Annotated in this window: 22 protein-coding genes; 11 read left to right on the top strand and 11 right to left on the bottom strand. The window is 68.2% G+C overall.

The features are described from left to right. Positions 1–24: 24 nt before the first annotated feature. On the bottom strand, positions 25–1119 hold the full coding sequence (gene mnmA, locus ASG37_RS15555) for a tRNA 2-thiouridine(34) synthase MnmA (protein WP_055762338.1): 1095 nt from the start codon (positions 1117–1119) through the stop codon (positions 25–27). Between the two features lie 116 nt (positions 1120–1235). Between mnmA and ASG37_RS15550 the strand changes: the two genes are divergently transcribed. The 3 genes from ASG37_RS15550 to ASG37_RS15540 all read left to right on the top strand — a co-directional run bounded on the left by ASG37_RS15550 (position 1236) and on the right by ASG37_RS15540 (position 2271). After that, the gene (locus ASG37_RS15550; protein ID WP_082448549.1) at positions 1236–1505 is read left to right on the top strand and encodes a hypothetical protein; all 270 of its coding nucleotides are present in this window, start codon (positions 1236–1238) and stop codon (positions 1503–1505) included. A gap of 102 nt (positions 1506–1607) precedes the next feature. Further along, positions 1608–1910: a DUF1153 domain-containing protein gene (locus ASG37_RS15545; RefSeq protein ID WP_055762336.1), complete on the top strand. Its 303-nt coding sequence runs from the start codon at positions 1608–1610 to the stop codon at positions 1908–1910. A 109-nt stretch (positions 1911–2019) separates the two neighbouring features. Next, positions 2020–2271 (top strand): GlsB/YeaQ/YmgE family stress response membrane protein, encoded by a 252-nt coding sequence (locus tag ASG37_RS15540; protein WP_055762331.1) that lies wholly within the window; start codon positions 2020–2022, stop codon positions 2269–2271. Positions 2272–2343: 72 nt separating this feature from the next. Here the strand turns inward: ASG37_RS15540 and ASG37_RS15535 are convergent, their stop codons facing one another. Both ASG37_RS15535 and msrA read right to left on the bottom strand, forming a co-directional pair. After that, a complete protein-coding gene (locus ASG37_RS15535) occupies positions 2344–4332 on the bottom strand; it encodes a GAF domain-containing protein (RefSeq protein ID WP_055762328.1) in 1989 nt (662 codons plus the stop codon). 100 nt (positions 4333–4432) lie between these two features. Continuing rightward, positions 4433–4975, bottom strand: a complete 543-nt coding sequence (gene msrA / locus ASG37_RS15530) for a peptide-methionine (S)-S-oxide reductase MsrA (protein ID WP_055762325.1) — start codon at positions 4973–4975, stop codon at positions 4433–4435. 71 nt (positions 4976–5046) lie between these two features. Between msrA and galE the strand changes: the two genes are divergently transcribed. The 5 genes from galE to ASG37_RS15505 all read left to right on the top strand — a co-directional run bounded on the left by galE (position 5047) and on the right by ASG37_RS15505 (position 9492). Continuing rightward, positions 5047–6045 carry a UDP-glucose 4-epimerase GalE gene (gene galE / locus ASG37_RS15525; protein ID WP_055762322.1) on the top strand — a complete coding sequence of 333 codons (999 nt, stop codon included), beginning with the start codon at positions 5047–5049 and terminating at the stop codon, positions 6043–6045. Between the two features lie 31 nt (positions 6046–6076). Then, entirely contained in the window at positions 6077–6652 is a 576-nt protein-coding gene (gene pdxH, locus ASG37_RS15520; protein WP_055762319.1) for a pyridoxamine 5'-phosphate oxidase, read from the top strand. Next, entirely contained in the window at positions 6649–7608 is a 960-nt protein-coding gene (locus ASG37_RS15515; protein ID WP_055762316.1) for a cation diffusion facilitator family transporter, read from the top strand. Before pdxH ends, ASG37_RS15515 begins: the two co-directional genes overlap by 4 nt. Beyond that, entirely contained in the window at positions 7605–8390 is a 786-nt protein-coding gene (locus ASG37_RS15510) for a PhzF family phenazine biosynthesis protein (protein ID WP_055762313.1), read from the top strand. Before ASG37_RS15515 ends, ASG37_RS15510 begins: the two co-directional genes overlap by 4 nt. Positions 8391–8505: 115 nt before the next feature. After that, complete coding sequence (locus ASG37_RS15505) at positions 8506–9492, top strand: LLM class flavin-dependent oxidoreductase (RefSeq protein WP_055762310.1); 987 nt, start codon at positions 8506–8508, stop codon at positions 9490–9492. Between the two features lie 4 nt (positions 9493–9496). Here ASG37_RS15505 and ASG37_RS15500 read toward each other — a convergent pair whose 3' ends face one another. The 3 genes from ASG37_RS15500 to ASG37_RS15490 are packed head-to-tail and all read right to left on the bottom strand — an operon-like array spanning position 9497 to position 11897. Next, on the bottom strand, positions 9497–10882 hold the full coding sequence (locus ASG37_RS15500; protein WP_055762307.1) for a sensor histidine kinase: 1386 nt from the start codon (positions 10880–10882) through the stop codon (positions 9497–9499). A 10-nt stretch (positions 10883–10892) separates the two neighbouring features. After that, positions 10893–11582 (bottom strand): response regulator transcription factor, encoded by a 690-nt coding sequence (locus ASG37_RS15495; RefSeq protein ID WP_055762304.1) that lies wholly within the window; start codon positions 11580–11582, stop codon positions 10893–10895. An 18-nt stretch (positions 11583–11600) separates the two neighbouring features. After that, entirely contained in the window at positions 11601–11897 is a 297-nt protein-coding gene (locus tag ASG37_RS15490) for a hypothetical protein (protein WP_414887101.1), read from the bottom strand. A 104-nt stretch (positions 11898–12001) separates the two neighbouring features. Between ASG37_RS15490 and ASG37_RS15485 the strand changes: the two genes are divergently transcribed. After that, a complete protein-coding gene (locus ASG37_RS15485) occupies positions 12002–13768 on the top strand; it encodes an ATP-binding cassette domain-containing protein (protein ID WP_055762299.1) in 1767 nt (588 codons plus the stop codon). Between the two features lie 194 nt (positions 13769–13962). Here the strand turns inward: ASG37_RS15485 and ASG37_RS15480 are convergent, their stop codons facing one another. Genes ASG37_RS15480 through ASG37_RS15460 form a run of 5 tightly spaced genes read right to left on the bottom strand, consistent with a single transcriptional unit; the run spans position 13963 to position 21549 of the window. Beyond that, positions 13963–14772, bottom strand: a complete 810-nt coding sequence (locus tag ASG37_RS15480; protein WP_055762296.1) for a DUF815 domain-containing protein — start codon at positions 14770–14772, stop codon at positions 13963–13965. Positions 14773–14807: 35 nt separating this feature from the next. Beyond that, positions 14808–16763 (bottom strand): tetratricopeptide repeat protein, encoded by a 1956-nt coding sequence (locus tag ASG37_RS15475; protein WP_156349233.1) that lies wholly within the window; start codon positions 16761–16763, stop codon positions 14808–14810. Continuing rightward, on the bottom strand, positions 16747–18096 hold the full coding sequence (gene prsR / locus ASG37_RS15470; protein ID WP_055762289.1) for a PEP-CTERM-box response regulator transcription factor: 1350 nt from the start codon (positions 18094–18096) through the stop codon (positions 16747–16749). The genes ASG37_RS15475 and prsR overlap by 17 nt, the downstream gene beginning before the upstream one ends. Continuing rightward, positions 18093–20156, bottom strand: coding sequence for an XrtA/PEP-CTERM system histidine kinase PrsK (gene prsK, locus ASG37_RS15465; protein ID WP_055762286.1), 2064 nt, complete (start codon positions 20154–20156; stop codon positions 18093–18095). Before prsK ends, prsR begins: the two co-directional genes overlap by 4 nt. A 4-nt stretch (positions 20157–20160) precedes the next feature. Beyond that, positions 20161–21549 (bottom strand): TIGR03013 family XrtA/PEP-CTERM system glycosyltransferase, encoded by a 1389-nt coding sequence (locus ASG37_RS15460; protein ID WP_055762283.1) that lies wholly within the window; start codon positions 21547–21549, stop codon positions 20161–20163. 241 nt (positions 21550–21790) lie between these two features. Here ASG37_RS15460 and ASG37_RS15455 point away from each other — a divergent pair, with 241 nt between their 5' ends. After that, positions 21791–22777 (top strand): mannose-1-phosphate guanylyltransferase, encoded by a 987-nt coding sequence (locus ASG37_RS15455; RefSeq protein ID WP_055762506.1) that lies wholly within the window; start codon positions 21791–21793, stop codon positions 22775–22777. Between the two features lie 92 nt (positions 22778–22869). Beyond that, positions 22870–24354 (top strand): S41 family peptidase, encoded by a 1485-nt coding sequence (locus tag ASG37_RS15450; RefSeq protein WP_200909827.1) that lies wholly within the window; start codon positions 22870–22872, stop codon positions 24352–24354. The last annotated feature ends 120 nt before the right edge of the window (positions 24355–24474 follow it).

Below are 24474 nucleotides of genomic sequence, written 5' to 3'. Positions count from 1 at the left end.
GCGGCAGCGGCCCGCGCGGCAAGCTCAAGCCGCTTGCGTCCGCTCGATCCAGCCGCCGCCGAGCACCCGGTCGCCGGCATAGAGCACCGCCGCCTGCCCCGGCGCGACGCCATATTCGGGCGCGTCGAACACCAATTGGTCGCCGTGCAGTTCGGCGGGGACGGGCTTGGCCATCGAACGCACCTTGGCGGTCAGCGGCCCGACATGATCGCCGCCGATCCAGTTGATGTCGGACAACAGCGCCCCGCCCACCGCCAGCGCGCGGCGCGGGCCGACGACCAGCCGCTTCGTCTCCGGCTCCAGCCGCACGACATAGAGCGGTTCGGCAAGCCCGCCGATCTCGAGCCCGCGCCGCTGGCCGACGGTATAGCCGACAAGGCCGCCGTGACGCCCGAGCACTTGGCCCTCAAGGTCGACGATGTCGCCGCCGTCGTTCGCTTCCGGGCGGAGTTTGCGGACCAGCCCGGCATAGTCGCCGTCGGGGACGAAGCAGATGTCCTGGCTGTCGGGCTTGCCGGCGACGCCAAGGCCCAGTTCGGCGGCGATCTCGCGCACCCGCGCCTTGGGCATGCCGCCCAGCGGAAATCGCAGGAAATCGAGCTGGTGCTGGGTCGTGGCGAACAGGAAATAGCTCTGGTCGCGCGCCGGATCGACCGCGCGGTGCAGTTCGGCGCCCGCAGGCCCCACTACCCGGCGGATGTAATGGCCGGTGGCAAGGCAGTCCGCGCCCAAATCGCGCGCGAGCGCGAACAGATCGGTGAACTTCGGTCCCATGTTGCATTTCACGCAAGGGATCGGGGTGCGTCCGGCAAGATAGGCATCGGCGAAATCGTCGATCACCGTCTCGCGAAAGCTCGTCTCGTGATCGAACACGTAATGCGCGATGCCCAGCCGGTCGCAGACCGCGCGGGCATCGCGAATGTCGCGCCCGGCACAGCACGATCCGGCACGTCCCACCGCCGCACCGTGATCGTAAAGTTGCAGCGTGACGCCGATCGTCTCCGCGCCGGTCGCATGGGCAAGCGCGGCGACGACCGAACTGTCGACGCCGCCCGACATGGCGACAACGATTCGGCGCGCGGCAAGGGGCGGGTCGAGTTGAAAATCTGCGGCGGTCATCGCGCGTCAGATAGGCGCTTGCGCGATCAGTTGCAAAAAATGACGATATTTACCGGACCTTCAACACTGTGGGCGCATGACGCTGTTTCTAAAGGACGTTGGTTGGGACGGTTGGTTTGGATCTGAGTTTCGCCCGCTTCGATCGTGGCACCGCGATCACGGTACTGCCGACCGATCTGGCGGTATTGCTGGCGGCCGTGACCGGACGCCAGGCAGCCAGCCAGACGGCGCGGTTGCAGACACGGCTGGCGTGGAAACGCGCGCCGGTATCATTGCTGCATCCCGCCGACGGGGCGTTCGATGGCTGGACGGCGGCATTGCTCGCGTCATCCGTCGCGCCGTGGGACCCGCCCGTCGCACCACGGCAGGCAAGGGACTGCGAATGAATACGATATTTACCTAACCGATTTAAACCATGTTTAAAGGCAACCGCGTATGACCGCGACAACAGGTTTCCCGGGGCACCGCCACCCCGTTCGAGGTCCAGTATGATTGAGAACCAGAAAATCCGTCCGGCAAAAGTGATCGGTCCGCTCGGCGAGCCGCTGACGGTCGATTCGCTGCCCCCGCCCGAAACGACTCGCTGGGTGGTGCGGCGCAAGGCGGAGGTCGTCGCGGCGGTGAACGGCGGATTGCTCAGCATCGACGACGTGTGCGATCGCTACAATCTGTCGGCGGAAGAGTTCGCCAGTTGGCAGCGTGCGGTCGACCGGTCGGGCATGCCGGGACTGCGCGTCACCCGAATCCAGCACTATCGGTCGCTTTACGACCGGCAGCAGCGAAAATATTGAAACCTCGCTCAAAACGGGAGCGGAACAAGCCAGCCCATCAAGAGTCTTTCCCTCAGTACGCCCGGTACGAATACTTACTGTGGCGCGGCATCAAATGGAGGGACGGACCATGGGATTCATCATCTGGCTTATCGTAGGTGGCGTCGTGGGCTGGCTGGCCAGCATCATCATGCGGACTGACGCACAGCAGGGTATCCTCCTGAACGTCATCGTCGGCATCGTGGGTGCGGTGATCGCCGGTTTCGTCACCGGAACCAACATCAACAACGGCATCACCGTGATGAGCTTCGTCTATTCGCTGATCGGCGCGGTCGTGCTGCTGGCGATCGTGAATCTCGTTCGTCGTGGTGCGGTGCGCTAAGCACCGAGCGAACCCACCGGGTTCAACGCGGGCCGCTCCTGATGGGGCGGCCCGTTTCCTATGGCATGATGGTCAGCCGCCGGTAAGTTCGCCGAGCGTCGCCCGCATCTCGGCCCGAACGCCATCCGGTTCATAGGCGATCGTGCTGCCACCGGTTCCCGCCAGTCCCAGTCCCAGCAGTTTCGTGCCGAAACCGCGCCGGGCAGGACACGTCACCGCCGGACCCCCTTGTTCCTGCCAGATCAGCGTCAACACCTCGTCCTCGACCTGCCACGTCAGCACGACACGGCCGGTTGCGTTCGACAGCGCACCATATTTGACCGCATTAGTCCCCAGTTCGTGGAGGATCAGCGCCAGTCCCAGCGCGGCACGGGCGCCCAGCGCCACATCCGGTCCGCCCAGCGAGATCCGGTCGTCACAGCCGAACACCGCGATCACCTGCCGCACGGTCGACCGCAGGTCCGCGCCGACCCAGTCGCGATCGACCAGCACGTCGTGCGCGATGCCCAGCGCCTGCAACCGCTTTTCGAACGCATCGAGCGGGGCACGATCGACCAGCCCGCGCAGCGTCTGCGAGGCGATCGCCTGCACCATCGACAGGGTGTTCTTCAACCGGTGCGCCAGTTCGTGGATCAACAGGCTCTGCTGCTTCTCCGATTCGACCTGCGCCACGCCCACCTCGACCCGGTCGGCGACCTTGCGCAGAAACCCCAGTTCCTCGGGCGTCCAGTGGCGCGCAGTCGCGTGATGCGCCATGAGGATCGCAACGACCCGCCCGTCGCGGCGTACCGGCATCTTCACCAACGCTCCGACCTGGATCGATTCGAGCATCGCCAGATACGGCATGCTACGCGAATCGAGCCGGACGTCGTCGATAGCGATCGCGTCGCTCTGGGTCAGAGGATCACACAGCGGCCCGAAATCGGCGAGCCGGTGCCGGCCAGTGATCTCCGACACTCCCGGCGCGCTCCAGCCGGGGCCGACGTCGATGAACGTCGTCGTCGAGTCGATCCGGCCAAACGCCGCTCGCACCAGTCCCAGTGTTTCGGCGACCATCGTCGTCGCGGCCCGGGTGACATCGGCGATGTCGTGACAGTCGCGCAGCGCGTCGCCAAGACGGATAAGCGCCGCCTGGCGTGCCGCCGCCGCCAGCTCCTCGGTCGTATCGTGAAGGATCACCCCGAACCGGTCGCCCTCGATACGAAAGCAGCGTCCACGGAACCAGCGCCCGCGCGATGGCGCATGGTGGACGAAGCCGACCGGCTTGCCATCGGCCAGCAACCGGTCGAGATCGTGCGTCCAGTGCGCGGGGGCGCTGACGTCCAGCGTGCGGCCGGTACGCGCCAGCATCGTCGCGCGATCGAAGCCCGACAGCGCGAACCATGCCGGATTGGCATCGAGATAGCGCCAGTCGACGACCTTTCCGCCCGTGTCGCGGATCACTTCGCCTAGCGCGAAGCCGTCGCCGATATTTTCGAACAGATGCTGCCAGCGGCGCTCCTCGCTCGACAGACGCCGTTCGGTGGCGACGATCCGGGCAAGCGCCGCGTCGCGTTCGGCCAGCGAACGGCGCAGGTCCAGCGTCGTCACCACCTGCCGCGCCAGACGGCGGAGCGTGTCGGCCTGCGCGGCGGTCAGGCCGTCGGGCCGGGGAACCGTGTCGAGCACGCAAAGCGTTCCGATCGCCGTTTTGTCGTCGCCGACCCGCAGCGGCACTCCGGCATAGAAGCGGACCTGCGGTCCATCGGTGACGATCGGGTTGGCGCACGTCCGCGGATCGGCGGCCAGATCGCGGATTTCGACGAGATCGGACGAATGCAGCGCATGGATGCACAGCGCGTAATCGATCGGCGTCCCGTCGAGATCGGTCCCGGTCCGCGCCAAGAACCGCTGCCGTTCGGTTTCGATCAGGGTGACCAGCGCCACCGGCGCGGCGCAGGCGTCGGCCGCCAGCAGAACCAGATCGTCCTGTGCCGGATCATGCCATGCGCAGTTCAGACGATAGGCATCGATCGCGTCCAGACGCCGTCGCTGCTCCGCCGAGTCGGTCATCGCCCCCATCACACCGCCCCCTGCCGGCCGATCCGGGCGTAGCAACTCCACTCGATACAGACAAGGGTCGCGCCGGAACTGGCACGACCCTTGCAAAACTTTGAAACGCCTATGCGTCGGTCGTGGTGCGCGACCGGGCGGCGAAGCTCTTGCGCAGCTTCTGCAACTTGGGCGGAATGATCGCGAGGCAGTACGGATTGCGCTGGCCTTCGCCTTCCCAATATTCCTGGTGATAGTCCTCGGCCGGATACCAGGTCGTCAGCGGTTCGATGGTGGTGACGATCTTGCCACGTCCCTCACCCGCCCGCTCGATTCCCGCACGCGCCTCGGCTTCCTGATCCGCATCGTGCGGGAAGATCGCCGAGCGATATTGCGTGCCGATGTCGTTGCCTTGGCGGTTGAGCTGCGTCGGATCATGAGTCGCAAAAAAGATGTCGAGCAGATCGTGATAGCCGACCACTTGGGGGTCGAACGTCACCCGGATCGCTTCGGCATGACCGGTGTCACCACCGCATACCTGCTTGTAGGTCGGGTGTTCGGTCGTGCCGCCGATATAGCCGCTTTCGACCTTCTCGACGCCGATCACGTCGCGGAACACCGCTTCGACGCACCAGAAACATCCGCCCGCGAACGTCGCGACTTCGGTAGCCATGGGATACTCTCCTTCGTACAGAGAGCCATGTAGGCGCGCGCTGCGCCGGTACAATCGGGGACGGAAACGCAATGGCGAACGGCAAGGTTCTGGTGACGGGCGGTGCGGGCTATATCGGCAGCCATGCCGTGCTGGCGCTGCTGGATGCGGGGCATGAGGTGGTGGTGGTCGACAATCTCGTCACCGGCTTCGACTGGGCGGTCGATTCGCGCGCCTCGCTGGTCGTCGCCGACATCGCCGACGACGCGGCGGTGCGCGCCGCGATCCGCGAGCACGGCGTGTACGCCATCCTGCATTTCGCCGGATCGGTCGTGGTGCCCGAATCGGTCAGCGATCCGCTCAAATATTACCGCAACAACACCGCCGCCTCGCGCAGCCTGATCGAGAGCGCGGTCGCCGAAGGGGTGAAGCATTTCATCTTCTCCTCGACCGCCGCGACCTATGGCATCCCCGAGGTCGTGCCGGTGCGCGAGGATTCGCCCAAGCGCCCGATCAACCCCTATGGCATGTCGAAGCTGATGACCGAGATGATGCTGGCCGACGTCGCCGCCGCGCATCCGATCAACTATGCCGCGCTGCGCTATTTCAACGTGGCGGGTGCCGACCCCAAGGGCCGCAGCGGCCAGTCGACGGCGGGGGCGACGCATCTCATCAAGGTCGCGGTCGAGGCGGCGACGGGCAAGCGTACCCATGTCGGCGTCTATGGCACCGACTTCGCGACACCCGACGGCACCGGGGTACGCGACTATATCCATGTCAGCGACTTGGCCGACGCGCACGTCCATGCGCTCGACCTGCTCGTCGCCGATCCAAGCCAGAGCCACACGATGAACGCGGGCTATGGCCGGGGCTATTCGGTGCTCGAAGTGCTCGACGCGGTCGACCGCGCGACCAATCAGACGATCGACCGGCGGCTGGAGGGTCGCCGCGCGGGCGATCCCGACGCGCTGATCGCCGACAATAGCGCGATCCTCGCCAAATTGCCGTGGCGGCCGGCGCATGCCGATCTCGACCAGATCGTCGCCGACGCGCTCGGCTGGGAGCGCACGCTCGCCGAACGGGCGGGATGAAATCGAGGCGAAAAGGGCGTAAGGGGCCGGCATGACCGACCCCTTCGCCCTGTTCGACGACTGGTTCGCCGAAGCCCGCGCTTCGGAACCGAACGACCCCAATGCCATGGCGCTGGCGACCGCCGATGCCGCCGGCCATCCTTCGGTGCGGATGGTGCTGCTCAAGGGCCATGGCCCCGACGGGTTCGTGTTCTACACCAATCGCGAGGGCCGCAAGGCGGGCGATCTGGCGGCCAATCCGCATGTCGCGCTGCTCTTCCACTGGAAATCGCTGCGGCGGCAGATCCGCATCGAAGGGCCGGTTGCGCTGGCCAGCGATGCCGAGTCGGATGCCTATTTCGCCTCGCGCGGGCGCGACTCGCAACTGGGCGCATGGGCATCGGACCAGTCGCGTCCGCTCGATGCGCGCGCGACCTTCGAGGCACGGTTCGATGAGGTGCAGGCACGATTCGAGGGACGCGACGTGCCGCGCCCGCCGTTTTGGGGCGGCTATCGCGTGACGCCGGAGCGAATCGAGTTCTGGCAGGACCGGGCGCATCGCCTGCACGAACGCCGGCTGTTCACTCGCGACGGCGATGGCTGGCGCGAGGGTTTGCTGTTCCCATGACCGAGACCGAGCGCAAGCGGGTGATTCCGCTCGCCACGCGGGCCGCCATCGCATCGGTGACGATGGCGCTGTTCCTGCTGGGGCTGAAAGGCTTTGCCGCATGGCATACCGGGTCGGTCGCGATGCTCGGCAGTCTGGCCGACACCGCGCTCGACCTGCTCGCGTCGCTCGTCACGCTCTACGGGGTGCGACTGGCGGCGACGCCGGCGGACCATGACCACCGCTTCGGCCATGGCAAGGCGGAGGCGCTGGCCGCGCTGTTCCAAGTGATGCTCATCACCGCGTCGGCAGCGGGCATCGGCTGGCGCGCGATCGCCGCCTTCGGCGCACCCGGCGAAACACAGGACGTCGAGTTCGGCATCGGCGTATCGGTGATCGCGATGATCGCGACCTTCGCGCTGCTGGCGTATCAGAAATCGATCATCGCCCGTACCGGATCGGTCGCGATCCGCGCCGACAACGTCCATTACCAGAGCGATCTGCTGCTCAACCTCGCGGTCATCATCGCGATGGTGCTCGATCAGGTGTTCGGAGTGCGCGGGGCCGATCCGGTGATGGGCATCCTGATCGCGCTGTGGCTCGGTTGGGGCGCGTTCCAGGCGTCGAGCCAGGCGATCGACCAGTTGATGGACAAGGAATGGCCCGAGGACGAACGCCGCGCCTTTCTCGATGTGGCGGCGCGGCAGGAGGGCTTACGCGGCATTCACGACTTTCGCACCCGCCGATCGGGCAGCCACGACTTCGCGCAATTCCACATGGAGGTCGCGCGCGACATGACCGTCGCCGATGCGCACGACGTGGTCGAAAATGTCGAGCGGGCACTGCGTCGGGCGTTCCCCAAGGTCGAGGTCCTGATCCACCTCGACCCCGAAGGCCATGTCGATACCGACAATCCGCTGGTCGAGGCTGATGTGACGCCGCACTGGTTCGGCAAGCGCATCGGAAATTACGGATGACATTGCCCTTCACCGTGGTCGACGCCTTTGCCGACCGCCCGTTCACCGGCAATCCGGCGGCGGTGATGGTGTTGACGGCATGGCCCGACGATGCGTTGCTGCGTGACATCGCCGCCGAGCATAATCTGTCGGAAACCGCCTTCGCCGTGGCGACCGACGATGCCGACGCCGACTACGACCTGCGCTGGTTCACCCCGACCGTCGAGATTGCGATGTGCGGCCATGCGACGCTGGCGAGCGGCCATGTGCTGATCGGCGAGCGCGACGAGGTTCGTTTCGCCACGCGCAAGGCGGGCGTGCTGACCGTCGCGCGCGATGGCGCGGGCTATACGCTCGACCTGCCGGTGACGCGGGTTGCCGCCGCGCCCGATCCGGCGCTGCTGGCGGCGCTGGGGTGCGAGGGCGAGGTGTTCGCCAGCATCAGCGGCGCGCAGGCCACCAGCATCATCCTGTTGCCCGATGCGGCGGCGGTGCGCGGTTGCGCGCCCGACATGCGCGCGCTGGCGGCCTGCGGCGTGATGGCCATCATTACCGCTCCCGGCGACGTCGCCGATGTCGTCAGCCGGGTGTTCGTGCCCACATGGGGCGTGGACGAGGACCCGGTGACGGGATCGGCGCATGCCGCGCTCGCCCCCTTCTGGGCGGAGCGGCTGGGACGCGAGCATTTCACCGCGTTTCAGGCGAGTGCGCGCGGCGGGCATCTGACGGTCACGCTGGCGGGCGAGCGGGCGGTGCTGGGCGGCGGGTGCGTGACGGTGATGCGGGGCGAGTTGCTGGTCTGAGGCCGGACCGGAAGACGGCTTTCACTACCCCCCGCCGCCCACGAACGATCGTTGCTTTCAACCGGCCAAGCCTTGCTTCGGTAGCAATCCGCAACCCACCTCCCATCTATCTCGAATGACCCGTTATTCGATGCTCGATCTCGTGCCGATCCGTGCAGGTGGCACCCCGGCGCAGGCCATGGCGCAGGCCGCCGACCTTGCCGCCCATGCCGAAGCGCTCGGCTATTACCGTTACTGGGTGGCGGAACATCACGGCATGGCCGGCATCGCCAGCGCCGCGACCGCCGTGGTGATCGGCCATATCGCCGCTGCGACCAAGACCATTCGGGTCGGCGCGGGCGGGATCATGCTGCCCAATCATGCGCCGCTGACGATCGCCGAACAGTTCGGGACGCTGGATGCGCTCTATCCCGGCCGGATCGATCTGGGGCTGGGCCGCGCGCCGGGATCGGACCAGATCGTCGCCCGCGCATTGCGCCGGACACTGGAAACCGATCCCAACGCCTTTCCGCAGGATGTGGTCGAACTGCAAAGCTATTTTGCGGACGATGGTCGCACCGGCATCCGCGCGGTGCCCGGCGCAGGAGCGAAGGTCGACCTCTGGATATTGGGGTCGTCACTGTTCGGGGCGCAGCTCGCGGCGATGCTGGGGCTGCCCTATGCGTTCGCGTCGCACTTCGCCCCCGCCGCGCTCGATCAGGCACTGGAAGCATATCGCCGCAACTTCCGCCCGTCCGCCATACTCGACAAACCCTATGCGGCAGCCGCCTTCAACGTGCTGGCGGCCGACAGCGACGACGAAGCGCGGCTCCTCGCCAGTTCGACCGAACAGATGTTCGTCGCGATCCGCACCGGCAAGTCGATCGAACTGCCGCCGCCGGTCGCCGGCTATCGCGCGCAGATCGGGGTACAGGGCAACAACATCCTGAACCACGTCCTCGAATGCTCGGCGATCGGTGGGCCGGAGACGGTGCGAGCCGGCTTGGCGGCGTTTATTGACCGTACGCAGGTCGACGAGGTGATCGTGACCGGCGCGATGTTCGATCCCGCGGCACGCAAGCGCAGCGCCACCATCGCGGCGGAGGCTATGCACGACCTGTAGCGGATCAGGCGGCGGGTAGCCGGAGCCGGACGAGCAGTCCGCCCAGATCCTCGCTCTCCTCGAGCGAGGCGGTGCCTTCGTAGATTTCGGCGACGTCGCGCACGATCGCGAGGCCGAGGCCGGTGCCGGGCTTGCCCGAATCGAGCCGGACGCCGCGATCGAAGATGCGCTGCCGGTCGGCGGCAGGGATGCCGCGCCCGTCATCCTCGACCAGCAGTTCGACGAAACCGGCATCGGCGCGGACAGTGACGAACACGCTGCCCCCGCCATATTTGGCGGCGTTCTCGACGAGGTTGCCGAGGATTTCGTCGAGGTCCTGCCGCTCGATCCGCGCGATCAGGTCCTTTTGGCCGTCCACGTCGATGCGGACGTTGGGATAGAGCCGCGCCACCGCGCGCTCGACCGCCTCGACCGAGGTCCAGACCTCGGCGCGGCTGTGCGCCGATCCGCGCCGCCCGACCGCGCGGGCGCGCGCCAAATGATGGTCGACCTGCCGCCGCATCGTCCGCGCCTCGCGGATCACCGTGTCGGCAAGGTCGGCCTGTCCGGCGGCAGAGGCGTTCATGATGACGGTGAGCGGGGTTTTCAGCGCATGGGCGAGATTGCCGGCATGGCGGCGGGCTTCCTCCGCCTGCCGGTCGTTGTGTTCGACCAGCGCGTTCAGTTCCTCGACCAGCGGTGCGACCTCGGCGGGCATGCTGCCCTCGACCCGTGCGGCCTGTCCCGCGCGCAGCTTGGAAATGGCGTCGCGCACCGCGCGCAAGGGGAGCAGCCCATACCATGTCTGGAGCGCCGCCATCACGATCAGCCCCAGCCCGAGCAGCGCGAACGAACGCACCAGCGTCTTGCGCAAGGCATTGATCTGCTGGTCGAGCAGGTCGCGCGCCTCGGCCACCTGGAATCGCCACACGGTGTTCGATCCGGGCAGCGTCAGGTCGCGCTCGACAATGCGCAGCTTCTGATCGGGGAAAGGTTTGGCGTCATAGACACGCAGGTCGTTGCCGATCTTGGCCGGATTGCCGGGCAGCCGCCGGTCCCACAGCGAGCGCGACGGGAACGGATCGAACCCCTCGCCGCTCACCTGCCAGTACAGGCCCGAATAGGGTTCGAGGAACCGCTGGTCCGATAGCTGGCGGCTGAACGTCACCTGCCCGCTGGTGTCGATCTCGGCCGAGACGATCAGCGAGGTCAGGATATAGTCGAGCTGGTCGTCGAAGTTGCGGGTGATCGCGCCGGTCAGCACCCGGTCGAGCGCGAAGCCGCCCCCGGCCAGCAGCAGCATGATCCAGCAGGCGGCGATGACGATCATCCGCCGCGACAGCGATCCCGTCACCTGCACATAGCCGCGCGAGTCGGCGGCACGGGAGGCAGGATCGCTTGCTTTGGTCATGGGCGTCGCGTCAGGCTTCCGCGCCGGCGGGCTTGGGCGCGCCGGGTTCGTCGAGGCTGTAGCCGAGCCCGCGGATGGTGGTGATGACGTCGGCGCCCAGCTTCTTGCGGATGCGGGTCACGAATACCTCGATCGTGTTCGAATCGCGGTCGAAGTCCTGATCGTAGATATGTTCGATCAGTTCGGTGCGGCTGACGACCTTGCCCTTATGGTGGAGCAGGTAGCTGAGCAGCTTGTATTCCTGCGCGGTCAGCTTCACCGGCTCGCCCGCCTTCGTCACCTTACCCGAGCGCGTGTCGAGGCGGATGTCACCAGCGGTCAGTTCGGCCGAAGCGTTGCCCGAGGCGCGGCGGATCAGCGCGCGGAGACGCGCGATCAGTTCCTCGGTCTGGAACGGCTTGGCGACATAGTCGTCGGCTCCGGCATCGAGTCCGGCGACCTTGTCCGACCAGCTATCGCGCGCGGTCAGCACCAGCACCGGGGCGGTCCGCCCTTCCTTGCGCCAGCGATCGAGCACGGTCAGCCCGTCGACCTCAGGCAGCCCCAGATCGAGGATGATCGCGTCATAGGTTTCGGTGCTGCCGAGGAAATGCCCCTCCTCGCCATCGGTCGCGAGGTCGATGGCATAGCCCGCGCCCTCCAGCGTGGCGCGCAACTGGCGGCCGAGATTCGGTTCATCCTCGACGATCAGGACGCGCATCGGCTTCTCTCCCTTATGTTAACGGCTGCGGCCGACGACCTGGCCGGTACGGGCATCGACATCGACCCAGATCACCGCGCCATCGCGCAGGAACTTGAGCGTGTAAATGCCCCGGTCGGGGTCGTAGTCGAAGCCGAGATATTGCGCACCGCGCATCTGCGGCACGACGCGGCCCTCGATCTCTCGCAGCGGCAGGATGCGGCCCTGCGCGCGCGCGGTCCGGGCGGCCTGATGGTCGCGCAACAGTTGGTCGGGCATCGCCTGCGCGACCCCCGATACCGCCATCAACCCCGCCACAAGGAACCGAACGACCATCGTCATGGGGCGTGACATAGCGGCAACGCATTGAACAGCCCGTGAATAGGGCAGACAGGCTGGCGTAACTTGCTTCGTCGCCGAGTGCGGCTTACCTGCCACACATGGCTGCACCGATTTTGTCGTACGAAGGCCTTGGACTCGTCCAGGGCAATGGCTGGTTGTTCCGCGGGCTCGACATCCATGTCGGGCAACGCGATCGTCTGGCACTGATCGGGCGCAACGGGGCGGGGAAGACGACGCTGCTGAAGCTGATCGCGGGCGCAGTCGATGCCGACGAGGGGCGACGGACGATCGTGCCGGGCACGCATGTCGTGCTGCTGGAACAGGACCCCAAGGTCGATGGCTATACCACGCTGCGCGACTTTGCGCTCCGGGGACCGAAGGCACCGGCGGAGCATGAGGTCGACGCGATCGCCGACCAGCTCGGCATCGACCTCGATCGTGAGGCGGCGACCGCATCGGGCGGCGAGCGGCGACGGGCGGCGATCGCGCGTGCGCTGGCGGAAAACCCCGACGTTCTGCTGCTCGACGAGCCGACCAACCACCTCGACCTGTCGGCGATCGAATGGCTGGAGGAATGGCTGAACCGCTTCAACGGCGCGTTCATCGTCATCAGCCACGACCGTACCTTCCTGACCCGCCTCACCAAATCGACCTTGTGGCTCGATCGCGGCGGCATTCGCCGCGCCGAGATCGGCTTCGGCGGGTTCGAGGCGTGGATGGAACAGGCCGCCGCCGAGGAGGAACGTGCCGCCCAGCGGCTCGACGCCAAGCTGAAGATCGAGGAGCATTGGCTGCACCGCGGCGTGACCGCCCGGCGCAAGCGCAACATGGGGCGGCTGGAAAAGCTGCACGAGTTGCGCGCGCAGCGGGCGGCGATGCAGGGGCCGCAGGGCACCGCCAAATTGCAGGTCGAGGCCGACGACACCAAGACCAAGGTCGTGATCGACGCCGAGCATGTGACCAAGGGCTTCGGCGACCGGACCATCATCAAGGACTTCTCGCTGCGGGTGCGGCGCGGCGACCGGATCGGCATCGTCGGTGGCAATGGTGCCGGCAAGACGACGTTGCTGCGGATGCTGACCGGCGATCTCGACCCCGATTCGGGCAGGATCATGCGGGCGCAGACGCTGGAAGGCATCGTCATCGATCAGCAGCGCAAGCTGATGGCCCCGGAAAAGCGGGTGCGCGACGTGCTGGCCGATGGCGGTGACTGGATCGAGGTCAACGGCTCGAAAAAGCATGTCCACGGATACCTCAAGGAGTTTCTATTCGATCCGTCGATCGCCGAGGCGCGGATCGGCACGCTGTCGGGTGGCGAGCGGTCGCGGCTGTTGCTGGCGCGCGAGTTCGCCCGGCCGTCGAACCTGCTGGTGCTCGACGAGCCGACCAACGATCTCGACCTCGAGACGCTCGATCTGTTGCAGGAGGTGATCGGCGATTATGCCGGCACGGTGCTGATCGTCAGCCACGACCGCGACTTCCTCGACCGGACGGTGACGGTGACGCTGGGGATGGACGGATCGGGCCATGTCGATGTCGTGCCCGGCGGCTATGCCGACTGGGTCGCCAAGCGGCGCGAGCGCAGCGCGGCGAAGGTGAAGGCCAAGCCGGTGGAGGTCGCGTCCAAGCCCAAGTCGACCAAGATGAGCTACAAGGACCAGCGCGACCTCGACCTGCTACCGAAGCGGATCGAGGAACTGGAAGCGGCGATCGAACGCGACGAGGCGCTGCTGGCCGATCCTGCGCTCTATACGAAGGACCCGAAGCGGTTCGCTTCGCTGAACGCGCAGATCGATAAGGCGCGGGCGGAGAAGGATGCGGCGGAAGAGCGCTGGCTGGCGCTGGCGGAGATGGCGGAGGCCTGATCTTCCGGCTGTTTAAAGAAGATTGATTCACGCGGAGGCACGGAGACGCGGAGGGGTTGCGGCTCCCGATCGTTCCGCGTCAGCGGAACCCTATCCGCCCGTGGCCAGCATCGCTGACAGGGATCGCTACGCGATCGGGCTGCTACGCCCGCAACTCCTCCGCGTCTCCGCGCCTCCGCGTGAACCCGACTTCCTTACACCGCCTTCCCATGCCGCCCGGCGAGATCGGTGACATACTGCCACGCCACCCGCCCAGACCGGCTGCCGCGCTTCGTTGCCCAGCCGATCGCGTCGTGCGCGTCGAACGGCAGGGCGTAGGCATCGCAGTAGCGCTCGACGATCGCGACGTAGTGGTCCTGATCGACAACATGGAAACCGAGCGACAGACCGAAGCGGTCGGCGAGCGCCAGCGCGTCGTCGACGGTGTCGCGCGGGTTGATCGCGCTATCCTGTTCCTTGAGGTCGCGGGGGACGAGGTGGCGGCGATTGGCGGTGACGATGAGGCGGACGTTGCCGGGGCGACCTTCGGCACCGCCCTCCAGCAGCGAGCGCAGCGCCCTGCCCTCGGCGGGGGTGTCGAAGCCGAGATCGTCGACGAACACCACGAAGGCGCGCGCCACGCCGTCGAGCAGCGCGAACAGCCGGGGCAGGCCGTCCAAGGCAGTCGCAGGCGCTTCGACCAATGCCAGTGCGCCGCCGTCTGCCTGCACCTGCCCGACCGATGCCTTGACCAGCGCCGACTTGCCGGTGCCGCGCGCGCCCCACAGCAGCACGTCGTGCGCCGCCGCGCCCTTCGCCAACCGGTCGAGATTGGCGGTCAGCGCGGTCTTCTGCGCCTCGATCCCGACCAGCCGGTCGAGCGGCACCGGGCGAAAGCCGCGCGCCGCGCGCAGCACCCGGCCGTCCCAGCCATAGGCGGGATGCGCCAGCGGATCGGCGGCGGCGGGCGGCGGGGGTGCAAGGCGTTCGAGCGCCTCGGCGATACGGAGCAGCGGATCGGTCATCGTACCCCCTTAGGCGGACGGCAGCCCGATTTGAACTACCCCGCCACTTCGGCGAGATGCGCGGCGATCGCAGGGTCGGCAGGCGCGAGCGAGGCGGCCTTGCGCAACAACGGCAGCGCCGCGCCCGGATTGCCGGCACGGTAGAGCGCCCAGCCATAGGCATCGACGACCAGCGGGTTGGCCGGGGCCAGCGCATAGCCCGCCGCGCCGAAGCTGGTCGCGGGGTCGCCCTGCCCGGCGGCGGCATAGGCACGGGCGAGGCCGGCCAGCACCGCGACGTCGCGGTCGCCGACGAGGTCGCGCAACCGCTCGAACGTGGCGACGGCCGAGGCGACATCCCCCGCCGCCAACTGCCATTCGCCGGTCAGGCGGAGCGCAGGGACGCTCGAAGGATTTTGCGCGAGATAGAGCGACAGCGCGGCGCTGGCCTCGCGGCGTTGCCCGGCGCGGGCACGCGCATCGACCAGCCGCAGCATCGTCGCCTCGTCGAAGCGGCTGGCGGCAGCGGCGGCATAGGCGGTGGCGGCCTCCGCCGGGCGGTTGGCCGCGGCATAGGCATCGCCCAGCACGAGCTGCGCGGCCGGGGCACCGGGGTTGGCGGCGGCGACCGCGCGGGCGGCGGCGAGCGCTTCCACCGCATCGCCTGCGCTGGCCAGTGCGCGGATGTAGGGGACCGCGACCGCCGGATCGCCGGGCGTCGGCCGCGCGGCGGCGGCGAGCGAGCCGAGACTCTCGTCGGGGGCGAAGGCGGTCGAACGGCCGCGGACCGGCGAGGCGGCGCGATCGAGGAACACCGCCGCCCCGGCACGATCGCCGATCCGCTCCAGCGCGCGGGCGGCGAGCGTCAGCGTATAGCTGTCCGCATCGGCGCGGTCGGCGGCGGGGCGGATATAGTCGAAGGCGTCGCGCGCGGCATCGCTTTGCAACAGCGCCAATGCCAGCAGCTTGCGCGCGGTGATGTTGGTCGGTTGCCGCGCGACCAGTTCGCGCAGGCCCACCGTCGCCTGCGCCGGCGCACCCTCGGCCAGATCGAGCGATGCGCCGAGCAGCAGCGCACCGGGCACGCCCTGCACCCCGCCGCCCGCCTTTTGCAGCACGCTGCGCGCGGTCGCCGGATCGCCAGCGCGCGCGGCGAGGACCGCCTGGAGATAATAGCCCTGCACGCTGCCCGGCCGCGCCGTCATTGCCCGGCGAACCGCGTCGAGCATCGCGCCCGTCCGTCCGCTGTCGCCCAAAGTCGCGGCGTAATCGATCAACGTGTCATGGGCGTAGGGGTCGCGCGCCAGCGCCGCCTCGAACCACGGCAGCGCGGCGGTCAGGCCATATTGGACGCGCATCGTCTGGCCGCGCAGCCGGAGCGTGTCGGGCGAGGTCGGATCGGCCCGGACCGCCGCCGCCGCCGCGTTGATCGCGCCGACCATGTCGCCAGCGCCCATGCGGATTTGCCCCAGCGCGACCCAGTCGGCGGCGCGACCGGGATCGCGCGCGACCGTCGGCTCGAGGATGGCGAGCGCGGCCACGACATCGCCCTGCCGCGCCAGCGCCTGCGCGCGGATGCGGTTGCCATAGCCGGCATAGCGCGGAACGGCCTTGCCCGCTTCGGCGATCGCGCCGGGCGCATCGCCTTGCAACAACCGGGCGTGCGCGCGCAGTTGGTGCGCGCGCGCCGGATCGAAGCCGCCCTCGACCGCGCGATCGAGCGCCGCCTGCGCCGCGAGGCCATCGCCGAGCGCGAGATGCGTCCGCGCCAGCACCGCTTGCGCGAAGCCCCAGCCGGGATCGGCGGCGACCGCCGCCTGCGCGCGCTGTCGGGCGACGCTCCAGTGACCCGCCTGAAACTGGCCGAGCGCCTCGGCGATGCCGGTCCGGGCGTCGGCCGGATCGGCCCTTGCGGTGCGCGCGCCGCCGGCCACCGCGATACAGGCGGCGGCCAGCGCCAGACCGGCGCCGCCGAGCAGCGCGCGCAAGGGACGATCAGGGTTGCAGGTCATAGGCCTTCATCAGATCATAGAGCGTCGGCCGGCTGATGCCGAGCAGACGCGCGGTGCCGGAGATATTGCCCTGCGCGCGGGCCAGCGCGTGGCGGATCGCGCCGCGATCGGCCGCCTCGCGCGCCGCCTTCAGGTTGATCGGGCCATCGTCGCCCGCGCCCAGATCGAGGTCGGCGGCGGTGATATGCTTGCCATCGGCCATGATCGCCGCGCGCTTCACCCGATTTTCCAGTTCCCGGACGTTGCCGGGCCAGCCCCAGGCGTCGATCGCCGACAGCGCGTCGGGGGCGAAGCGCTTGCCCCCCTGCCCCATCTGTCGCGCATGCCGATCGAGAAAGGCGCGGGCGAGCAGCACCGCATCGCCCGGCCGTTCCTTAAGCGAGGGGATGCGCACGACGATCTCGGCCAGCCGGTAATACAGGTCCTCGCGAAACGTCTGCGCGGCGACCATCGCGTCGATGTCGCGGTGGGTGGCACAGACGATGCGGGTGTCGACCGGGATGGCCTTGCGCCCGCCGATCCGCTCGATCACCCGTTCCTGAAGGAACCGCAGCAGCTTCACCTGAAGCGGAAGCGGCACGTCGCCGATCTCGTCGAGGAACAGCGTGCCGCCCGCCGCCTGTTCGATCTTGCCCTCGGTCGTCTTGACCGCGCCGGTGAACGCGCCCTTCTCATGGCCGAACAGCTCGCTTTCGAGCAGGGTTTCGGGGATGGCGGCGCAGTTGATCGCGACGAAATTGCCGCGGCGGCGGGGCGAAGCGTCGTGCAGGCCGCGCGCCAGCAGCTCCTTGCCAGTGCCCGAGGCCCCGAGCAGCAGCACCGATACATCGGCCGGGGCCACTCGTTCGATGGTCCGCGTGACCTTCAGCATCTCGGGCGCGGCGGTCAGCATCCCGCCGAGCACCGTCTGCCCCTCGACCCGTTCGGCGAGGCGGCGGTTCTCCGCCTCCAGCGCATGGACGTGGAAGGCACGCGCGACGATCAGCCCCAGCGCGTCGATGTCGATCGGCTTGGCATAAAAGTCCCATGCGCCGAGTTCGATCGCGCGCAGCGCGCTGGCGCGGTCGCCATGGCCGCTGGCCACCACGATCTTGGTATCGGGCTTGATCGCCAGGATCGCCTCCATCGTCGCAAAGCCTTCGCCCACGCCATCGGGATCGGGCGGCAATCCCAGGTCGAGCGTCACCACCTGCGGTTCGGTGGCGCGCACGGCGGCGATCGCCGCCTCGCGGTCGCCCGCGACCGATATGGCATAGCCGTCATAGGCCCAGCGAAGCTGACGCTGGAGGCCGGGATCGTCCTCGACGATCAGCAGCGATTTGGTGTCGGTCATGCGGCCTGTTCCAGCGTCGGCGGGGCAAGGGGGGATGCGGCGGGCAGCACCACGCGGAAGCGGGTGCCCTGGCCCGCGATGCTCTCGACATCGATCCGCCCGCCCATCGCCTCGGTCAACTGGCGCGCCTCATAGGCGCCGATGCCGAAGCCGGTCGGCTTGGACGAGACGAACGGGCGGAACAGCTCGTCGCGGACGAACTGGCGGGTCATGCCGATGCCGGTGTCGATCACGTCGATCCATGCCGATGTCGCATCGCCACCGGTGACGATCCGCACCGGGGTGCTGCCGCCCGCGTCGAGCGCGTTGTGGGCCAGATGGTCGACCACCTGTTGCAGCCGGGCGGGATCGGCGGCGGCATGGGGTTCGCCATCGCCCGAAACCTCGATCGCCCCGCGCAGACGGAAGCGATGCGCCGACTGGGCGGCGATGGTCGCCAATGCCACCGGCCCCGGCGCGGCGGTGCGCGGCGGCTCGCGTTCGGCAAGGCGGGCGAGCAGGTCGCTCATCCGCGCGGCCGATTCGTTCAGTGTCGCAACCATGTCGGCGCGGAACGCGGGGTTGTCGGCGTGGCGCTCGGCATTGCGCGCGACGAGGCTTAGCTGGCTGACGATGTTCTTCACGTCGTGCAGGATGAAGGCGAAGCGGCGGTTGAACTCCTCGAACCGGCGCGCTTCGGCCAGTGCGCCCTGCGCGCGGGCCTCGGCGAGATAGCTCGCCACCTGCCGCCCGGCGATGCGCAGCAGGTCGAAATCCTCCCAGTCGAGTGCGCGGGGCAGCAGCGGACGGGCGAGCAGGATCGCGCCGGTCAGCCGGCCAAGATGCGGCAGCGGCACGATGACCCAGGCGTCCTCCTGTGCCAGCAACGCGGGCGATACCGCCTCGCGGTCGGCCACGCCTGCCGTCCCTTCGCGCACCGAATCGAGTTCGAGGATACGGCCGGTCGTATCGAGATAGGCAGCGAGCGCGGCGTCGCCATCGCCCGGCGGGACCGCGCCGTCCCAGTGCCACGTCGCCTGCAGCGCCAGTTCGCCGTCGTCGGCGACGAACAATAGTCCGGCGGGCGAATCGGTCAGGTCGGCGACCGCCTTCACCAGCCGTTCGTCGAGCGGGGCGGCGCCCTTGGGTTCGCCCAGCGTCTCGGTGAAGCGGGTCCATTCGGCGCGATAGTCGTAGCGGTGGCGAAAGAGGTGCTTGGTCAGCTTCACCTTGATCCACGCCCGCAGCCAGCCCGACGACGCGGCGGTGAGCAGCGCGGCGGTCGAGCCGAACACGAACGCGGTCTGCGCGATACGGGCGTGGGTGCCACCCAGCGCGGCGATCAGCGCGGTGGCGAGGATGGTGATCGCGAAATAGGCGGCAAGCCCGAGCAGCGACAGCGAATGAAAGGCGACCGCGCGCGAAAGCTGCACCGAACCACCGCCGCGTCGCGACAGCGCCAGCGCGATCATCGCCGCCAGCGCGACCAGCGCCAGCCCGCGCGCCGCCATCAGTTCGCTCGGCACCTCGCGCAACAGATAGAGCGCGATGCTGAAATTCGCATCGATCAGCCAGATCGCGCCGACCGCCAGCAATACCAGCCGCGCGCCCGAGGATGCCGCGCGCGGGAACATGCCGTGCAGCAGCGCCAGCGCGCCAAGCGCGGCGAGCGCGCGCAGCATCGTCGCCACGTCGAGCATTGCCTGCGCGCCGGCGGGATCGTGGATGGTCGGCACGGCGATGTGCAGCAGCGCCTGCGTGGCGGTGACGGCGGCGACCGCGAGACAGGCGAGCGTCGCGCCCACCCCCAGCGTACCCCCGGCGCCCGAGCGCCGCTGGATCGCAACCAGCACCGCCAGCCAGCCGAGCGTGCGCACCCCTTCGAGCAGTCGCGTCTCGGGCTCCGCGCTGCCGTTGCCGGCGACCGACAGCGCCCAGAGCGCGGTCGCGCCGAGTGCCACGGCGAGCAGCGCGCGCGGCAGTTCGTCCTCGCCCTCGTCGCGCCGGGCGACCCATAATGTCAGCACGCCGAACAGCAGCGCGGCGGCCGCATGGCCCCAGATGACGATGCCGGTCAGCACGCGATCACCGCGCCCCGCTCGACCAGATGACGACCCGGAGCGTCTGGAGCAGGATCAGCAGATCGAGGAACGGCGAATAATTCTTGGCGTAGTAGAGGTCGTATTCGAGCTTTTGGCGCGCATCGTCGATCGAGGCGCCATAGGGATAGTTGATCTGCGCCCAGCCGGTAATGCCCGGCTTCACCATATGCCGCTCGGCATAATAGCGCAGTTGCGTTTCGAGGTCGGCGACGAACTGCGGCCGTTCGGGACGGGGGCCGACGAAGCTCATCTCGCCTTTCAGCACGCTCCAGCATTGCGGCAGTTCGTCGATGCGGGTCTTGCGCAGGAAACGCCCGACGCGGGTGATGCGCGGATCGTCCTTTTCGGCCCAGACGGCGGTGCCCGCGACCTCGGCATCGGTGCGCATCGAGCGGAGCTTGGGAATGTCGAAGCTGACGCCGTACAGGCCGACGCGGCGCTGGCGGTAGAAGGCGGGGCCGCGACTGTCGAGCTTCACCGCCAGGGCGGCAAGCGCGATGACCGGCAGCGTGATTCCGAGCAGCAGCAGGCTGGCGAGGACGTCGAACATCCGCTTGACGATGCTGGAGAACATCCGCCCCGAGGAAAATCCGTCGGAGAAGATCAGCCACGACGGATTGACGCTGTCGAGATCGACGCGGCCGGTCTCGCGTTCGAGGAAGGTCGAGATCTCGTTGACGTGGACGCCGGTGGTCTTGATCCGCAACAGGTCTTTCAGCGGCAGCGCCCCGCGCCGTTCCTCGAGCGCGAGGACGACTTCGGCCGCCCCCAGCAGCACGACATGATCGGCGAGATTGTGGATCGCGTCGCGGGCGATCGCTTCGGGGATCATTCGGTCGCTTTCGCGCATCGCGATATAGCCGACGACGACGAAGCCTGCGCCGGGCGCCTGTCCCAGCGTCTTGAGCCGTAACGCGCGCTCGCCCGCACCCAGCACCACCACGCGCCGCTTGAACGCCTGTCCGCCGAGCAGCGTGCCGGTGACGATCCGCAACAGCACCAGCAGCACGACCGCGAAACCCATCGCGTAGAGCAGGTTGGAACGCCACAACATGATCGTCGGGAACAGGAACAGCAGCAGCGAGATGAAGATGACGCCGAGCGAGATCGCGACCAGCAGCCGTGCGGTCGCGAAGCGCAGCGATTGCAGCGAATCAGTGCCATACACCCCGACCGCGACCATCGCGAGTTCGAGGCTGACCGCGAAGCTCGCCAGTTCGGCGATGCGGCCGTGCGTCGGCCCCACTTCCATGCCGATCTGCATCGCGCGCACGACCCAGCCGAGCTCGCCCGCCAGCAGCAGGACCGCGAAGTCGAGGACGCCCAGCAGGAGGACGGCATTGGGCACATAGTGCTTGAACAGCCGGATCATGGTTGGAGTCCCGAAACAGGTGTAAGGCCAGCCGACACCCACCCGCTATCGCGCGAAAGGGCAAAGAAATACTGAACGCGGCGGATACTCTTTTCGCGCTTGTTGTTATAGCGCAACGGCCACCCGCTTCAGGCTGGCATGGCGCTTGTCTGCGCCGCATCGGAGACTCCATCGCATGTCGTCGCAACCCGCCATCGTCCCCGTCATTCTCTCGGGGGGGTCGGGGACCCGGCTGTGGCCGATGTCGCGTCCTGAAAAGCCCAAGCAGTTCCTGGCGCTGACCGCCGAGGAGACGATGCTGCAACTGACCGCGCGGCGGACGGTCGGGGCGGATTATGCCGCGCCGATCGTCGTCGCCAATGCCAGCCATGCCAGCGCGGTCGAGGAACAGCTCGCCGCGGTCGACCTCAGCCCGCAGGCGGTGATCCTCGAGCCGATGGCGCGCAACACCGCGCCGGCGATCGCGCTGGCGGCGATCGCGGCGGGCGCGGGCGATGCGCCGCTGCTCGTCATGCCGTCCGACCATGTCATCGCCGATCTGGAGGCGTTCCGCGCCGCCATCGCCCGTGCCTTGCCGCTGGTCGCCGATGGCTGGCTGGTGACGTTCGGCATCACCCCCGACGCGCCCGAGACCGGCTATGGCTGGATCAAGGTCGGCGAACCACTGGTCGAGGGGGTCCACCGCGTCGACCGCTTCGTCGAGAAGCCGCCGCTCGACAAGGCGGAGGCAATGCTGGCGTCGGGCGATCATGCGTGGAACGGCGGCATCTTCCTGTTCCGCGCCGACAAGTTCCTCGAAGCGCTCGACGTGCATGTCCCGGCGATGGGCCGCGCCGCGCGCCAATCGATGGAGCGGGCGGCGCGCGACGGCATCTGCATCCGTCCCGACGCCGAATCCTTTGCCGCGTGTCCGTCGGATTCGATCGACTATGCGGTGATGGAGCGTGCCGAGCGGGTCGCGGTGGCGCCAGTGGCGATGGGGTGGAACGACGTCGGGAGCTGGGACGCGCTGCACGCGATCAGCGAGCTCGATGCCGAACTGAACACGCACGGCAGCAACGTCACCATCCTCGATTCGACCAACTGCCTCGTCCGGTCGGACGGGGTGCGGATCGCGATGGTCGGGGTGAAGGACCTGATCGTCGTCGCCAGCGGCAACGACGTGATGATCCTGCCGCGCGGCCGGTCGCAGGAGGTCAAGCGGCTGATCGAGGCGATGAAGCCGTAATCCCGGCGGTACGCCGCCTGCACCGAGAATCCATTTCCCTTTGGTCGGCCCGGGTATAGGCTGCGGGCAGGATCAGGATGTGGAGTGGGCGTATGCGGGGTCGGTTCGGGGCGGCATTGGGCGTGCTGGCAATGCTGTCGGCATGCGGCGGCGGCGGGAGCGGCGCCGGGACCGTCGGCAGCGGCGGTGGCGGATCGACCGGCGGCACGGGCACGCCGACCGCCAGCCCCACGCCGACCGCCACGACCGGCTGTTCGCTGCGCGAGCGGCAGGACTGGGCACTGGCCCAGCTTCGCGAATGGTATCTCTTTCCCGAAACGCTGCCCGCCAGCCCCGACCCCACGTCGTTCACCACGGTCGGCGGCTATATCGATTTGCTGACCGCGACCGCGCGGGCGCAGGGCAAGGACCGGTATTTCACCTATCTCACCTCGATCGCCGAGGAGAACGCCTATTACAGCTCGGGATCGACCGCGGGCTATGGCGTGCGCTTCGCGCTTGATTCGACCGGGCGGCGGCTGCTCGTGACCGAGGCGTTCGAGGGCGGGCCGGCGCTGGCCGCCGGGATCGATCGCGGGACCGAGATCACCCAGATCGGCACCAGCAGCGCTACCTTACGCGACGTGTCGTCGATCATCGCCGCGGAGGGCACCGCCGGGCTGACCACCGCGCTGGGGCCGGACAGTGCGGGGACGACGCGCACCTTCCGCTTCCGCACGATCGAGGGGACGACGACCACCGCGAACGTCGCCAAGACCGATTTCAACCTGCTGCCGGTATCGACCCGTTATGGCGCCAAGGTGTTGCAGGACGGATCGAAGCGGGTCGGCTACATCAACCTGCGCACCTTCATCTCGCCGGCCAACCAGCCGCTGCGCGATGCCTTCGCCAGTTTCCGGGCGCAGGGGATCACCGAGTTCGTCATCGACTTCCGCTACAATGGCGGCGGGCTGATCTCGGTCGCCGAGCTGATGGGCGACCTACTGGGTGGCGGCAAGTCGGGCAGCGACGTGTACAGCTATACGTCGTTCCGGCCCGAGAAGGCGTCCGAGAATACGGTCAAATATTTCGCCCCGACCGCACAGTCGGTGACGCCGACCAAGATCGCCTTCATCGGCACCGGCAATACCGCGTCGGCGAGCGAACTGGTCATCAACGCCTTCGTGCCCTACCTCGGCAACAACATGGCGCTGGTCGGCACCAACACCTATGGCAAGCCGGTCGGCCAGATCGGGCTCGACCGGGCCGGGTGCGACGACCGGCTGCGCGTCGTGGCGCTGGCGGTGCAGAACTCGGCGCGGTCGGCGGCCTATTATAACGGGCTTGCCACTACCGTCCCCAACACCTGTCAGGCGAGCGACGACATCAGCTATCCGCTGGGCGATGTTCGCGAACAGTCGGTGGCGCGCGCGCTCGACTTCCTTGCCGGGCGGCAATGTTCGCGGATCGGCGCATCGGCCAGCGCGCGGGGCGACGGGCTGAACGCCTCGCCGCGCTCGCTTGGCGGAGAGGAGCGGACGCTGCTCCAGCCCGACCGGCCGTCGACCGTGCAGCGCGAGGTGCCGGGGCTCTTTTGACGTCGGGCGGCACCGGCCCGCTCCCCCTCGGGTCCCAGCAAAGTATTACTTTGCTGGGCTACCCGCACCCGGCCACCCAATCAGGATACGCTGTGGGTGGCCGGGAGGAGGAGCGGGCCG

Source organism: Sphingomonas sp. Leaf407 (assembly GCF_001425385.1).
In the GTDB taxonomy this organism is placed as follows: domain Bacteria; phylum Pseudomonadota; class Alphaproteobacteria; order Sphingomonadales; family Sphingomonadaceae; genus Sphingomonas.
Note: the sequence above shows the minus strand (reverse complement) of the source record. Positions and strands in the feature narration are given on the sequence as shown.

Bases quoted from the DNA above. Each gene is read 5' to 3' on its own strand.
- mnmA (WP_055762338.1), bottom strand. From the start codon at position 1,119: ATGACCGCCGCAGATTTTCAACTCGACCCGCCCCTTGCCGCGCGCCGA.
- ASG37_RS15545 (WP_055762336.1), top strand. From the start codon at position 1,608: ATGATTGAGAACCAGAAAATCCGTCCGGCAAAAGTGATCGGTCCGCTC.
- ASG37_RS15540 (WP_055762331.1), top strand. From the start codon at position 2,020: ATGGGATTCATCATCTGGCTTATCGTAGGTGGCGTCGTGGGCTGGCTG.
- ASG37_RS15535 (WP_055762328.1), bottom strand. From the start codon at position 4,332: ATGGGGGCGATGACCGACTCGGCGGAGCAGCGACGGCGTCTGGACGCG.
- msrA (WP_055762325.1), bottom strand. From the start codon at position 4,975: ATGGCTACCGAAGTCGCGACGTTCGCGGGCGGATGTTTCTGGTGCGTC.
- galE (WP_055762322.1), top strand. From the start codon at position 5,047: ATGGCGAACGGCAAGGTTCTGGTGACGGGCGGTGCGGGCTATATCGGC.
- pdxH (WP_055762319.1), top strand. From the start codon at position 6,077: ATGACCGACCCCTTCGCCCTGTTCGACGACTGGTTCGCCGAAGCCCGC.
- ASG37_RS15515 (WP_055762316.1), top strand. From the start codon at position 6,649: ATGACCGAGACCGAGCGCAAGCGGGTGATTCCGCTCGCCACGCGGGCC.
- ASG37_RS15510 (WP_055762313.1), top strand. From the start codon at position 7,605: ATGACATTGCCCTTCACCGTGGTCGACGCCTTTGCCGACCGCCCGTTC.
- ASG37_RS15505 (WP_055762310.1), top strand. From the start codon at position 8,506: ATGACCCGTTATTCGATGCTCGATCTCGTGCCGATCCGTGCAGGTGGC.
- ASG37_RS15500 (WP_055762307.1), bottom strand. From the start codon at position 10,882: ATGACCAAAGCAAGCGATCCTGCCTCCCGTGCCGCCGACTCGCGCGGC.
- ASG37_RS15495 (WP_055762304.1), bottom strand. From the start codon at position 11,582: ATGCGCGTCCTGATCGTCGAGGATGAACCGAATCTCGGCCGCCAGTTG.
- ASG37_RS15490 (WP_414887101.1), bottom strand. From the start codon at position 11,897: ATGGTCGTTCGGTTCCTTGTGGCGGGGTTGATGGCGGTATCGGGGGTC.
- ASG37_RS15485 (WP_055762299.1), top strand. From the start codon at position 12,002: ATGGCTGCACCGATTTTGTCGTACGAAGGCCTTGGACTCGTCCAGGGC.
- ASG37_RS15480 (WP_055762296.1), bottom strand. From the start codon at position 14,772: ATGACCGATCCGCTGCTCCGTATCGCCGAGGCGCTCGAACGCCTTGCA.
- ASG37_RS15475 (WP_156349233.1), bottom strand. From the start codon at position 16,763: ATGACCTGCAACCCTGATCGTCCCTTGCGCGCGCTGCTCGGCGGCGCC.
- prsR (WP_055762289.1), bottom strand. From the start codon at position 18,096: ATGACCGACACCAAATCGCTGCTGATCGTCGAGGACGATCCCGGCCTC.
- ASG37_RS15460 (WP_055762283.1), bottom strand. From the start codon at position 21,549: ATGATCCGGCTGTTCAAGCACTATGTGCCCAATGCCGTCCTCCTGCTG.
- ASG37_RS15455 (WP_055762506.1), top strand. From the start codon at position 21,791: ATGTCGCGTCCTGAAAAGCCCAAGCAGTTCCTGGCGCTGACCGCCGAG.
- ASG37_RS15450 (WP_200909827.1), top strand. From the start codon at position 22,870: ATGCGGGGTCGGTTCGGGGCGGCATTGGGCGTGCTGGCAATGCTGTCG.